A 14,075-nucleotide genomic window follows, 5' to 3' on the forward strand; every position below is an offset into this window, starting at 1 on the left:
ATCTTAATTTTTCGATGTCAACTAAGTTTTAAAATTTCTTTTTTGTCGTTTTCTGCGTTTCCGCATCAGCGACGTTTATTAATATACCATCACAACTTTTAAATAACAAGTGTTTTTTTATAAAAATATAAAAAAATTATCTACCCTACTTTCTTCTATAGAAGTAACTATTATCCTTACTACTGAAAATAGTTATTCTAATTGTATGCTAATACACTCCGTTCAACCAAATTGTATTTCACAATACCTTCCCAAATTTTCATTCTCTTCTATATTAAAGCTTATAATCATTATCCTTCTATAAAATAACTATACAAATTAGCCTTAAGAAAAAATCCCGTCTACATTAAACAGCCACTCGCGCGCATTATCCCCTCCCTTCTCATTCAAAAATTCCCCCCCTACAAATTAACAACATTCCAATCCTAATACAAACTTAAGGATATTGTTAGAATTTTTTTACATTTAATTAATGAAAAATATCCATTTTTTGTTATATAGTAAGAAAGGACGCACTCAACTATAAATAAACCAATGGAGGAATTATTTTATGGATAGGTTAACAAAGTTTTCATTAAAAAACCGAGCTGCCATTATCATCATGATTTTTCTCATTTCCATACTCGGTGTTTATTCCGGCTCTAAATTACCTATGGAATTTTTACCGAGTATCGACAATCCAGCAATTACCGTCACAACCTTATCTCAAGGACTCGACGCTGAAACGATGACAAAGGATGTAACTAATCCTCTCGAAAAACAATTTCGCAATTTAGAACACGTCGACACCATTACTTCTTCTACATACGAGGGATTATCACGTATCGACATTGCGTATACATCAAAAGCAAACATGAAAGATGCAGCACGCGAAGTCGAAAAAGCCGTCAATACAATTAAATTACCTAAAGATGTAACCAAGCCCGTAGTTAGTCAATTAAACACTTCTATGATTCCACTCGCTCAAATTACTATCCAGAAACAAAACGGTTTTTCAAAAGCAGATGAAAAACAAATTGAAAAAGAAATCGTACCACAACTCGAAAACATTGATGGTGTTGCCAACGTTATGTTTTTCGGAAAATCCACCTCTGAATTATCTATCGTACTTGATCCGAACCAATTAAAAAACAAAAACGTAACATCACAGCAGGTACTAACTGTTTTACAAGGAAAAGAAACTTCTACTCCAGCTGGGGCAATTACTGTTAATCAGGAAGAATACAACCTCCGCGTCATTGGGGACATAAAAAATGTAAATGACATTAAAAACATCACTGTGGCACCCCAAGTGAAATTGCAAGACATTGCTCAAATTGAAATCAAACAACACTACGATACAATCTCACATATAAACGGAGAAGAAGGCACAGGATTAATCATCATGAAAGAACCGAGTAAAAATGCAGTTGCCATTGGAAAAGAGATTGATAAAAAAGTTAAAGAGATAGATAAGGAATATAAAGATCAATTTTCCATTAAACTTTTGGCTTCAACCCATGAACAAGTTGAAAATGCTGTTACTAGCATGGGAAAAGAAGTAATACTTGGAGCAATCGCTGCAACTCTAATTATCTTAATCTTTTTACGTAACTTCCGAACAACACTCATCGCTGTTGTCAGTATTCCATTATCCATTTTATTAACACTCTTTTTACTACATCAATCTAACATTACGCTTAACATTTTAACCCTCGGTGGTTTAGCTGTTGCGGTTGGACGTCTCGTCGATGATAGTATCGTTGTCATCGAGAATATTTTCCGCCGTTTACAAAAAGATTCTTTCTCTAAAGATATCATTCTCGATGCAACGAAAGAAGTCGCAGTCGCAATTACTTCTTCTACTTTAACAACGGTCGCTGTTTTTTTACCTATCGGCCTCGTATCAGGAGCAATCGGAAAATTAATGTTACCTATGGTATTAGCAGTTGTATATTCTATATTATCATCCTTAATCGTTGCACTAACAGTTGTTCCACTTATGGCTTTTTTACTACTCAAAAAAACAAAGCATCGAAAGCCAAGTTCTTCATCACGATATGTCGCTACATTAAAGTGGGCTCTTTCTCATAAATTCATTATTCTACTTACTGCATTTTTATTATTTGTAGGATCAATTGCAGCTTATATATTACTACCGAAAGCAAACATAAAATCTGAAGACGACACAATGTTATCTATTAACATGACATTTCCAGCCCATTATAATGCTGAATCTCAAAAACAAAAAGCATTTGATTTTGAAAAGAAATTACTTTCTAATTCAGATATAACAGACGTTATTTTACGAATGGGATCTAGCGCAGAAGATGCACAATGGGGGCAAACAACTAAAAATAACCTCGCTAGTATATTCGTAGTCTTTAAAAAAGGTTCTGATATTGATCAATATATTAAAGAGTTAAAAAAGGAACATAAAACTTTTGAGCCTGCTGAACTTGATTATATAAAAACAAGTTATTCAAGCTCTGGCGGCGGCAATAACTTACAATTTAACGTAACAGCTACTAACGAAGCGGATTTAAAAGAAGCGGCTACTATCGTTGAAACAAAACTAAAAAGCATGGATGATCTTTCTAAAGTAAAAACAAATTTAGAAGACTCTAAGAAAGAATGGCAAATTCATATTGATCAAACAAAGGCTGAACAACTAGGTTTAACACCAGAAATAGCTGCGCAACAAGTAGCATTCCTTATGAAGAAATCACCTATTGGCGAAATTACAATTAATAATGAAAAAGCTACTATTATGATAGAACACAAAAAAGAAAACATTAATAAACAAGAAGATATTTTAAATACAAACATACTATCACCTATTAATGGACCAATACCTTTAAAAGACATTGCAACTATTTCAGAAAAACAAACACAAACAGAAATTTTCCATAAAGACGGAAAAGAAACAATCCAAATTACAGCCGAAGCTTCAAATGAAGATTTGAGTAAAGTAAACACAGCAGTAAATAAAGCGATGACTGACTTAGATTTACCTGGTGGTGCAAAAGTAAATATCGCAGGAGCTACTGAATCTATGCAAGAGAATTTTACAGATTTATTCAAAATTATGGGGATTGCAATCGGGATTGTATATTTAATTATGGTTATCACCTTCGGGCAAGCACGTGCTCCTTTTGCAATCCTATTCTCCTTACCATTAGCTGCTGTCGGTGGTATTTTAGGATTAATCATTTCACGAACACCTGTTGATGTAAATTCCTTGATCGGCGCATTAATGTTAATCGGGATTGTTGTTACAAACGCTATTGTATTAATAGAAAGAGTCCAACAAAATCGGGAACATGGAATGGAAACTAGAGAAGCCTTACTTGAAGCAGGTTCTACTAGACTACGCCCAATTATTATGACAGCTATTACAACAATCGTTGCTATGCTCCCACTCCTATTTGGCCAATCCCAAGCAGGAAGTATGGTATCAAAAAGTTTAGCCGTCGTTGTCATCGGCGGTTTGGCAGTCTCAACTGCTCTTACATTAGTAGTCGTTCCAGTTATGTATGAACTACTAGATAAAATCGGGAGAAAAAGACGCTCCCGTAGGAAAATAAGCACTTCTACAGAAACACCTGATATTTAAAAACAAAAGGCGTTATCTTCACAAATGAAGATAACGCCTTTTCTCTATTTAGTCATATAATCCATCATTTTTTCCACATATTGCTCTATAGGTTTACTAGAATCCACAATAAGGTATTCATTATTTGAAGGTCTTTTACTACCATTTAACCACTTTTTAAAACCTACTTCCGATTCCACCTTTTCAATTTGACTGATCATACGCTTACGTGTTTGCAGTCTCCTATTAATCTCTTCCATATCATTAAGATAACACTCAATATATTTATATTTCACACCATGTTTATTTGATAGTTCAATCCCTTTTTCAACCATTCCCTCATATAAACACGGACTATCCAATATAACACTATGCCCTTGTTCTAAATAAGAATCAATCAATACCCATTCGGCATCATACGCAAGCCCACCAACAATCGTTGATTCAATTCCTTTTACTTTTAATGATTTTAACAACGCGGATTTCAAAACATCATGATCTATAATTACAGCACCTGTTAATTTCGCTATATACTTAGAAACTGTCGATTTTCCTGACCCAGGAAAACCTGACATTTGCAGAAAAAACAAATTAAAGCTCCTCTCTAAATTACATCTGTTCTTCTTTATAATTAATCACAAATTCAACAATCATTACATCCATTCCTTCTATATTAAAATACAAAAGAACCCCCTACCTATAAATAGAGAGTTCTTCTTTATAATTTATGCCGCTTTTACCTTTTTCGTTGTTTTACTTTTTCTTTTCGTTCCTGTAAAGCGCTTGTGTAATATAGATGCTATCAAGCGTGAAATAACATTGAATAGTAATACCATAATAATTAATACAGCTGCAGATTTTGTCGCAATCAACTTCGCATCTGGAATAACTCCTTCAGAATTTAATTTCCAAATGTGAACCGCTAATGTTTCAGCTGGTCTAAACGGATTTAAAGGATGCGCAGGACTTGAGAAATCCGCTGCTGAATTTAAAATCGGGGATGTTAAACCCGCTGTGTAAATTAATGCTGCCGCTTCCCCAAATATACGACCCGCCGCTAAAATAATCCCTGTAATAATTTGTGGTAATGACGATGGGATAATAATACGAGCGATTGTTTGCCACTTCGTTGCACCTAATCCAAGACTTGCCTCTTTTACATTCTGAGGAACTTCTGAAATCGCATTTTCACAAACACGCGTTAAACCTGGTAAATTTAAAATAGTTAAAGCAAGAGCACCACCCATTACTGTGTATCCCCAACCTGTCATTGTAACGAACACTAACAAACCAAATAAACCAACAACAATAGAAGGTAAAGACGCCATCGTCTCTATACATAGACGAACAAAATTTAAAAAACGTCCTTGTTTTGCGTACTCCGCTAAATATATTCCAGCACCTAATCCAAGAGGAATAGATATAATAAGCGTTATAACAAGCATGTAGAAGGAATTGAATAACTGCGGACCAATCCCACCACCAGCTCTTGTATTGCTTGGTTCTCCAAACAAGAAATTAGGATCCCAAAATCCCCATCCCTTTTGTAAAATCTCAAATACTAAGAACACTAGCAAAGCTACAACTAAAGCCGCAACCGCATAAAAGATACCCGTCCAAACTTTATTTACCGTTCTTGCATTCATTATTATCGCTCACCTCTTTGCCCAATCGCTCGAATTACTAAAATAAACAGGAATGAAATAACAAGTAAAATCATCGCTAAAGTCCATAGCGCATTGTTCCAAGCAGTTCCGTTCAATGTATTCGTCATGTCCATTGTTAAAATACCAGTTAACGTCGCTGTCGGACTATATATTCCTTCTGGTAATTTAATCGTATTCCCGATTACCATTTGAACCGCTAACGCTTCACCGAAAGCACGCGCTAAGCCTAAAACAACACCTGTTAAAATCCCTTTTTTCGCAGCAGGAACAATCACTCGGCTAATCGCTTGCCATTTCGTTGATCCTAGACCATAAGAAGCTTCTAAATAATCAAATGGAACAGAACGTATTGCATCAGAAGCGATACTAGCAATAGTAGGTAAAATCATAATACTTAATACAACAATACCTGCAATTAAACTAAAGCCTACTCCCCCAAACGAATCACGTAATAGTGGTACTAAAATCGTAACACCTAATAATCCGTATACAACCGAAGGAATACCAACTAACAATTCTAGAACAGGCTTCAATACTTTATTTCCAAACTTTGGCGAAATTAAATTCATGAATATAGCAAGAGCTATAGCAATTGGTGCACTAATAATAACCGCACCTAACGAAACCACCGTTGAACCTACAATGAAAATTAAAGCCCCGAAGGATCCTTGATCAGCATTTGGATTCCATTTTGTCGATGTTAACATCTCAGTAAATGAGATACCACTTTGTGTAAAAGATTGAATACCTTTACCACAAATAAACGCAATAATAGCTAATGTAATTAAAACAATAAAAATACCACAAAACGTAACAAGTGATCTTCCTATATATTCACTTTTCACGTAATTAATTTGCTTTTTCCCCTTCATCACAGGACAGACCCCACTTCACAGATTGAAATGAACAGGACTGGCCTTGCAGCCAGCCCCATAAAATTTTATTACTTATTTAATTTAGACATTGGAATGTAGCCCATATCTTCTACTTGCTTTTCAAAATCTTTACCTTTTACATAATCGATGTAAGCTTTCGTCGCTTCCTTCGCTTCACCTTTTGTTACCATATATTCGTAAGACCAGAATGGATATTTACCAGACGCGATGTTTTCAACTTTCGGTTCAGCACCATCAATTTTCACTGTTTGTAGTGCGCCTTTTTTCTCGCCCACCATGTAAGACATTGCTAAATAACTCACCGAACCAGGAGTAGAGTTAATCGCTTGCTCTACTGCACCGTTAGAATCTTGTGTTGTACCAGTTCCATCATTAATTTTCGCGTCTTTCATAATCGTTTTTTCAAATGTAGCACGTGTACCAGATGAAGCCGGACGATTAATTACATTGATTTTTTCATCTTTTCCGCCTACTTCTTTCCAGTTTGTTACTTTTCCAGTGAAGATATCTTGTACTTGTTGCATTGTTAAGTTATCAACTTTTACATCTTTATTTACGACAAGAGCGAATGCAATACCCGCTACCTTGTTATCTACTAATTCTTTCGCCTTTTCAGCATCTTTTATTTTATCTCCGGACGGAACATCTGAATTACCAATTTGTACTGCACCAGATGCTACTTGGTTAATCCCAGTTCCACTACCGCCACCTTGAACTTGAATAGAAACTTTTGAATTTTTCTCCATGAATTTCTTTCCAGCTTCCTCCGCAAGAGGTAGAAGAGCTGTAGAACCAGCCGCTGCAATCGTACCTGATAATTCTTGTTTTGTATTATCGCTTCCTTTAGCAGTGTCTTTACTAGTTGTATCTTCTGCTTTCCCACAACCAACTAATGCTCCTGCTACCACTAAAGCTGCTAAAGAAAATTTAATACCTTTTTTCATAACCATGTCTTGTACCCCCATTTGGATTATCACTTTTCGAATTCATTTTCTTTCGAACACAAATTCATTGTAGGACAACAATATTATGTGAGTGTTAAGCAATTTTTAATTTTAAGTAAATGACGATAATAATCCTTAAAAGCTAGAAATCCCAACATTTATAGTTAAATAACCCAACAAAAACCACACTAACTACGCTGCAATGTAAATATATTCTTAACAATGTAAATTCAATGTAAATGTTTTTCTCTTTTTCCCTTTTCGTTAAAGTTACATTTACAATTCCGCTGTATTTTGTAATTTTACACACCTAATTTATGCACATTAAAAATAATTTCAGTAATATTTTTAGTACAACTAAATAAATTGGAACAATTCTAAAAATAAATGAATATTTTTAAAGTACTAATTGACAACATAATCCAATGTAGTCTACTATATTACTAACAAAAAGTTTACCTTAGGAAACTTTTTAAACTCAAACTAAAAATATAGAGATGAGGTAACTTTTATGGTATCGGCTAATATAAAACCACTTTCCGAATTTAAAATAGGAGAGTTTGTACAAATTGAGAAGATACAATTAGAAGGAACTATGAAACGACGCTTATTAGATTTGGGATTTATCCCGGGGGCGACGATTAAAGTATTGCAACGCAGTCCACTTGGAGATCCGGTCGCTTATCAAGTGAGCAACACAACTATTGCACTGCGTAAAGAAGAAAGCTCCCTTATTTTCGGGGTATTAATAGGAGATGATTTCAGATGAGCAAACATCGTATCGCTTTAGCTGGTAACCCGAATACAGGGAAAAGTACATTATTTAATACTTTAACAGGCTTAAAACAACATACTGGAAACTGGACGGGAAAAACTGTTTTAAAAGCTGAAGGAGAATATGAACATAACGGAAGTAATTATACATTAATAGATTTACCGGGAACTTACTCACTATACTCAAATTCCGCAGACGAAGAAGTAGCGAGGGATTATATTATATTTGAAAAACCAGAAGTAACTGTAGTTGTTATAGACGCAACTGCTATGGAAAGAAATTTAAATTTAGCACTTCAAGTGATGGAGATGACAAACAATGTAGTCATTTGCATTAACTTAATTGATGAAGCCGAGAAAAAAGGGATTGTTATCGATGAAAAGAAATTAGCAAAATCACTTGGTGTACCTGTCGTTAAAATTTCAGCACGTAACCGAGTAGGTATTGGTCATTTGCTAAATGTTATTGCAAAAGTAGCAAATAAAAAACTAATTCCAACACCAATTAAAATTACTTACAGCGAAAAAATCGAAAATATGATTCAGGAATTAGAACCACAAATTTATAAAGTGTTCGGTGATACGTATCCAGCACGTTGGATTGCGTTACGTATATTAGATGGAGATAAAAATTTCTTAACTACACTTCAAAAACACCATAATGAACCACTTGTAAGGGAGGTCGTAATTAATGGAATCTCACTCAGCCAGTAAAGCTCTTCCATTAGACTATATTATTCAACATGCACAAACACTTTCAAAAGAAGATATACGAGATGATATAGTCGGAGATATTTACCGAACATCTGCAAGCATATGTAAAGAATCTGTCCAATATACAAATACTGATAAATTATATCGTTCCGAAAAACTAGATAAAATTTTCACATCTCCAATCTGGGGATTCCCAATTATGCTCGGTATTTTATCTATTATTTTTTATCTTACAATTGCAGGCGCTAACGTACCATCTGATATGATTGCCGAATTCTTCGGATGGGCCGAAGGATATTTAACATCTTGGTTCCAAGCAGCGCATGCACCTGAATGGTTACATGGCATTTTAATACTTGGTTTGTTCCGTGGTATCGGTGCTGTTATTAGCGTTATGTTACCACCTATGGCAATCTTTTTCCCTATGTTCGCGCTATTAGAAAACTACGGATACTTACCACGTGTCGCGTTTAATATGGACCGCTTATTCAAACGATCCGGCGCACACGGGAAACAATCTTTAACAATGGCAATGGGATTTGGTTGTAATGCAGCAGCCATTATGTCAACACGTATCATTGAATCACCACGTGAACGTATGCTAGCAATTTTAACGAACAACTTCGTTCCTTGTAACGGTCGCTGGCCTATGTTAATTTTAATGGCTTCACTATTTATGGCTGCTGGTTATACAGGCAGTATGCAAACATTGGTTACTGCTGGCGTTGTAGTTGGAATGGTTGTACTTGGTGTTATTATGACATTAACTGTTTCTTGGGTACTATCAAAAACAGCCTTAAAAGGGGTTCCAACTCACTACACACTTGAGTTACCTCCGTACCGCAAGCCAAAAGTTTGGAATACAATTGTTCGCGCAACACTCGATAAATCAATCTACGTTTTAAAACGAGCTATAGTTGTTGCTGCCCCTGCAGCTGCATTAACTTGGTTACTTGCTAACATTTTTATCGGTGACACAAGCTTACTTATGTATTTTGTAAATTTCCTAGATCCATTTGCTAAAATGTTAGGACTTGACGGGTTTATTCTAGCTGCATTCATTCTTGGACTACCTGCTAATGAAATTGTAATCCCAATTTTATTAATGTCTTACTTATCAACTGGGGCTTTAACTGAAATAGATGATTTTAATCAAATTAAAAATCTATTCCTAGAAAATGGTTGGACTTGGTTAACAGCGTTAAACACAATGTTGTTCTCACTTCTTCATTTCCCGTGCGGAACAACACTGGTTAACATATACAAAGAAACAAAAAGTGCAAAATGGACATTCTTATCGTTTGCAATCCCTACCGTTATCGCCATTGTTGTTACATTCCTCTCTACACAATTGGTACATTGGTTAGGGCTTGTATAAAACAAAGCATACATAGAAGGCATCCCCCTTCACATATGCTTTGTCCGAAAGAAACCTGAAAATCATTCAGGTTTCTTTTTTTGTACATCAGTATTCCACGGCTGCGCTCCATACGTTGTGAGTTTTTTATGAATGAAATATATAGCTCCGGGAAGCACCGCCATTAATATTGTGCAACTAATTCCCAATTCAGTAAACAATTTATATCACCTTACTTCACTTTCTTCGGTAAAGCTGAACCTGAATGTTCAATCGTCGGATGAACGTAAACAGTAATTTCAGCATTACTAAAATAATTCTGGCCTTGATCCCAATTCTTACTGATTTTTCTCCACTCTTTATAATTATGCCTCTTATATACCTCTCCTAGTTCTAATACGTCTACCTTATATTTTTTTTGAACAAGCTGTATGGACTTTTCAATACGCTTCTTCATTTCCTTTGAAAGCTCTTTCTTTAAAACCTTTTCATTCATCACTTGTTTTGGTTCATTAAAATGCAGCTCAGCTAATGTCCCTTCTGTAAACACGTGAATATCAAACTTCGGTTTTGTAGCATGTTCCGTAGACACCTTAATCTTCCGACGCAATTTATGAACTTCATATGTAATAAGCTGATTTTTTTTACGAACAGTAAAGAAACCTTCAATTTTTTTACCTATTATATAGTTCATTCCTAATGTTTGTTCTCCACTCAAAGTTCCAACGCACTTATTATCCTTTCCACGGATCAATGCCGCTCCTTCCATTTGTACACCTTGTTTAGTTAACCCTAAGAGAGGTAGTGCAAAACTTCGATCTGCAATCATTTTCCCTTGTACTTCACCAATTCTCGCCGCCTCAATCATTTGAGCGTTTTTCGGAGGATGTTCAGCTAACATATCAATGTACTGCGCCGGTAAGTTTTCAGGTTTTGCACTTTGTTTTAAAATAGATTCTGCATTTTTCTTCGAAACGAACAAACGAATATTTCTTCTCATTTCATGATCACGAAAATATACGTCTAACGTATTTTGCAAAACATACGGATTCGCTAGTAATTCATCCGAAAAAATAATAACTTGTATATGCGGAAAAAATAATGTTCGACTAATTTTCTTAGCAATTATTCTTATTTGCTCAAAGACGCTATCTGCTTTCGCACTTACGTTAATATAATTTTCACTATCTCCGCTCCCTTGTCCACCCTGTTGAGACAATTTACTGGGGAGTACCATCTGATAAGTCCCTTTCATAATTGGATTCACTTTCTTTTCCTTCACAATATCGTAGGCTGCACCTACTACAAATCCTCTTTCTTCTATTTCTTGTAACTCAGAACACCCACTAATAGGTCCAACAAAAAACATAACTATTATAATTTTAAGAAGGTGTTTCATTTCTACCATTCCTTCTTTTTATTTTATATACAATAAAAACCAATAAAGGTGCTAACACGACAAACCCCATATCTATCCAAGCTAAATAAGTTCCATAACTTGATAAAGTATTCAAACTACTAGGTATCATATTCACCATAAAAATAATTGGGGCACTTACGAAAATAAAAATATGTTTCTTCACTTTCGGAAACATAGCACAAAATAATAAAGATGCGACGTCATAATACATTGCTGTAGTGTTATAAATTGTAATAATCCAAGTCGTAAAAAAAATCGCATCAAACCTTTCTAAAAACCCTCCACCAATTTCAATTTCTTTCCCTAATTCAATTGTTGGATATGTCAATCCACGTGTTGTCATATACGTAAAAACACTAATACAAGTTACATAAATTAAAATGTATGACAACACGTTTACCATCACCGCCTTCGCAACTGCCATCGGCGCTTTTTTCGCTGTCTTATCATTCAGTAACACCGCATAAAACAGAGCTACTTCAAATCCAATAAACGTAAAAATAGAATTTTTAACTCCAACAGCGTATTGACTTACTTTCGTTTGAAAAGCTGGTAGTAAATTATTGATTTCCACTAAGTTTATATTTAATAAAGAAAGAAGCACTATCGCAATTAAAACAATAGGTAAGAATATAACATTTAACCTTAATAAGGCTGCTCTTGATCCTGCTATGCCATAAATAACAACTAATAAGAAGAAGAAAGACAGTAGTTGTATCGGTGTATCACTAAATAAATACGTTTGAGAAATAACTGAAATCATTCGCGATTCATATGCTGTCAAAGCAGCAAACGTTAATACTAAAATGCTACTAATTGTGTATGCAACAGGCTTCGTCAAATGCGCACTCGTATATTGAACAAAATTTTGTTTTGGAAATAAGATAGCCACCCTCGTCACAAACCAACCTAAAACTGCGCAGATCAATCCACCCAAAAGCAAGATAATCCAACCGTCCGAAAATAAAGTTTGGTTAGCGATATCTCTTGGCATAGACAATGCCCCTATACCAATAATGGTCGATGATACCGCAAACCCAATTTCACGAGATCCAATCTCTTCATCGCCATACTCAAATGGTTTCACTTATTTTCGCTCCTTTGGACGTATTGTAGAATCTTTTGTTTGTAAGTACTCTGGTCTATCTTTCAACATCGATTTTGGCATGCGAATAAATTCTTCTTTCCAATCTTTATAAAATGCAGGAGCAATTGGAGTTGTATACGGTATACCAACACTTGTTAAATTTGTAATATGAATAGCAAGTGCGATCAGAGCTAGAATGATTCCATACAGCCCAAAAGCCGTTGCAGCTAATACAAAGACGAAAAGTAAAATTCGGAACGTAATCGTAATACTATATACAGGAAGCGAAAACGTAGCAATCGCAGTAACTGCAATAATAATAACTAAAAACGGATTTACAATCCCTGCATTTACCGCAGCTTCTCCAATTACAAGACCTCCTACAATCCCTATCGTTTGTCCCATCGGTTTCGGCAATCGGATTCCAGCTTCTCGTATTAATTCCATAGTCAAGGCCATCATTAACGTTTCAATATATGCAGGAAACGGAACACCTTCCCTCGCACCTGCAATTGAATAAGCCAGTTTAGAAGGAATAAGTCCTTGATGATAAGATACAAGTGCTACATACATAGCTGGTAACAAAACCGCAATTATGCCTGAACCCATACGTAAAAATCTTAATAACGTTCCAATCACCCAGCGCTCGTAATGATCTTCTACAGATTGAAAAATATCAACAAACACAAGTGGTGCAATAAGAGCAAACGGGGATCCGTCTACTAAAATTGCCGCCTTCCCTTTCGCTAATGAGGCTATAATATTATCAGGCCTCTCTGTATTCAAAAACTGTGGAAATGGGGATAAATTATTATCCTGAATTAATTGTTCAATCGTACCTGTTTCCAAAACGACATCTGTCACTATTGATTGAAGACGGCGATCTAGCTCTTTTACAATGTGAGGATTAATAATATCTTCTATATATACTAGGGTTACTTCTTTCTGCGATCGCTTCCCCATAATATAAGATTGGAACCTCAACTTTGGATCGCGTAAACTGCGTCGGATTAACATTTTATTCACATTAATATCTTCATTTAATCCAACTCTCGGTCCGCGTATTAAATCTTCTGTCACTGGTGGTTCTAAACTTCGCTTCTCCCAGGCCCTACTATTAATAACGATAGCGGTTTGAATATTATCAATTAATATAACTGTATCTCCCGCTAATATCGCATTCATAATATCTGGAAACTTCGTCTTTACGCCCACTTCTGCGATAGAAATAAAACGATCCAATAACGTTTGAACAACAGCTTCCTCATTTATAATTTCTTCGTATTGCAGTGTGCGAATGACATATTTATAAACATTATCCTTATCTGTCAATCCACATAAAAACACAACCGCACAACGTGTAAAACTCCCAGCAAGAGCAACTTCTCTAATTGTTAAATCATTAGGTGAACCTAACTCATCCCTAATTTCTTTCATAACTTCAAATAAGTTACCTTCAAGCTCTAACAATTTCCCCACCTAGCTTCCTTTTCAACAAGTTTTTAGTTAGATTCCGCTAATAGAAGGAAATATATACAAAAAAAGAGCTATCTCTTTTCAAAGATAGCTCTAATAAAGTAAAACTTTAATCAACCCTCACCAATCGGGCTTTTACGGACAGTTTAATCCCCACCTAACTTCT

11 protein-coding genes are annotated in these 14,075 nt (G+C 35.3%); 4 read left to right on the forward strand and 7 right to left on the reverse strand.

Features of this window, described 5'->3' with window-relative positions; genetic code table 11:
- Window positions 1-550 precede the first annotated feature (550 nt).
- Window positions 551-3,595, forward strand: a complete 3,045-nt coding sequence (locus IQ781_RS12010) for an efflux RND transporter permease subunit (protein ID WP_000375549.1) — start codon at window positions 551-553, stop codon at window positions 3,593-3,595.
- Between the two features lie 44 nt (window positions 3,596-3,639).
- On the opposite strand, the gene IQ781_RS12015 is transcribed toward IQ781_RS12010, so the two are convergent.
- The 4 genes from IQ781_RS12015 to IQ781_RS12030 form a co-directional block, all read right to left on the reverse strand.
- Window positions 3,640-4,164, reverse strand: a complete 525-nt coding sequence (locus IQ781_RS12015; protein ID WP_000465755.1) for a P-loop nucleotide/nucleoside kinase family protein — start codon at window positions 4,162-4,164, stop codon at window positions 3,640-3,642.
- A gap of 135 nt (window positions 4,165-4,299) precedes the next feature.
- Window positions 4,300-5,220, reverse strand: a complete 921-nt coding sequence (gene pstA, locus IQ781_RS12020; RefSeq protein ID WP_000994141.1) for a phosphate ABC transporter permease PstA — start codon at window positions 5,218-5,220, stop codon at window positions 4,300-4,302.
- A 2-nt stretch (window positions 5,221-5,222) separates the two neighbouring features.
- Window positions 5,223-6,113 (reverse strand): phosphate ABC transporter permease subunit PstC, encoded by an 891-nt coding sequence (gene pstC / locus IQ781_RS12025; protein ID WP_000676676.1) that lies wholly within the window; start codon window positions 6,111-6,113, stop codon window positions 5,223-5,225.
- A gap of 71 nt (window positions 6,114-6,184) precedes the next feature.
- The gene (locus IQ781_RS12030) at window positions 6,185-7,087 is read right to left on the reverse strand and encodes a phosphate ABC transporter substrate-binding protein PstS family protein (protein WP_000245108.1); all 903 of its coding nucleotides are present in this window, start codon (window positions 7,085-7,087) and stop codon (window positions 6,185-6,187) included.
- Between the two features lie 505 nt (window positions 7,088-7,592).
- Here IQ781_RS12030 and IQ781_RS12035 point away from each other — a divergent pair.
- The 3 genes from IQ781_RS12035 to IQ781_RS12045 are packed head-to-tail and all read left to right on the forward strand — an operon-like array spanning window position 7,593 to window position 9,947.
- Window positions 7,593-7,850 (forward strand): FeoA family protein, encoded by a 258-nt coding sequence (locus IQ781_RS12035; protein ID WP_000252982.1) that lies wholly within the window; start codon window positions 7,593-7,595, stop codon window positions 7,848-7,850.
- Entirely contained in the window at window positions 7,847-8,569 is a 723-nt protein-coding gene (locus IQ781_RS12040; protein ID WP_000033865.1) for a FeoB small GTPase domain-containing protein, read from the forward strand. The genes IQ781_RS12035 and IQ781_RS12040 overlap by 4 nt, the downstream gene beginning before the upstream one ends.
- Window positions 8,547-9,947 (forward strand): nucleoside recognition domain-containing protein, encoded by a 1,401-nt coding sequence (locus IQ781_RS12045; protein WP_000443605.1) that lies wholly within the window; start codon window positions 8,547-8,549, stop codon window positions 9,945-9,947. Before IQ781_RS12040 ends, IQ781_RS12045 begins: the two co-directional genes overlap by 23 nt.
- A gap of 211 nt (window positions 9,948-10,158) precedes the next feature.
- Here the strand turns inward: IQ781_RS12045 and IQ781_RS12050 are convergent, their stop codons facing one another.
- From IQ781_RS12050 to gerLA, 3 genes are read right to left on the reverse strand one after another with little or no spacing between them, the layout of a single operon-like run.
- Window positions 10,159-11,325: a Ger(x)C family spore germination protein gene (locus tag IQ781_RS12050; protein WP_000681619.1), complete on the reverse strand. Its 1,167-nt coding sequence runs from the start codon at window positions 11,323-11,325 to the stop codon at window positions 10,159-10,161.
- Window positions 11,309-12,433, reverse strand: a complete 1,125-nt coding sequence (gerLB, locus tag IQ781_RS12055) for a spore germination protein GerLB (protein WP_000802003.1) — start codon at window positions 12,431-12,433, stop codon at window positions 11,309-11,311. Before gerLB ends, IQ781_RS12050 begins: the two co-directional genes overlap by 17 nt.
- Window positions 12,434-13,912: a spore germination protein GerLA gene (gene gerLA / locus IQ781_RS12060; protein WP_002023287.1), complete on the reverse strand. Its 1,479-nt coding sequence runs from the start codon at window positions 13,910-13,912 to the stop codon at window positions 12,434-12,436. It abuts the gene before it with no gap.
- Window positions 13,913-14,075 lie beyond the last annotated feature (163 nt).

Origin of the sequence: Bacillus sp. N447-1, from assembly GCF_022701035.1 — a bacterium.
GTDB lineage: Bacteria > Bacillota > Bacilli > Bacillales > Bacillaceae_G > Bacillus_A > Bacillus_A cereus.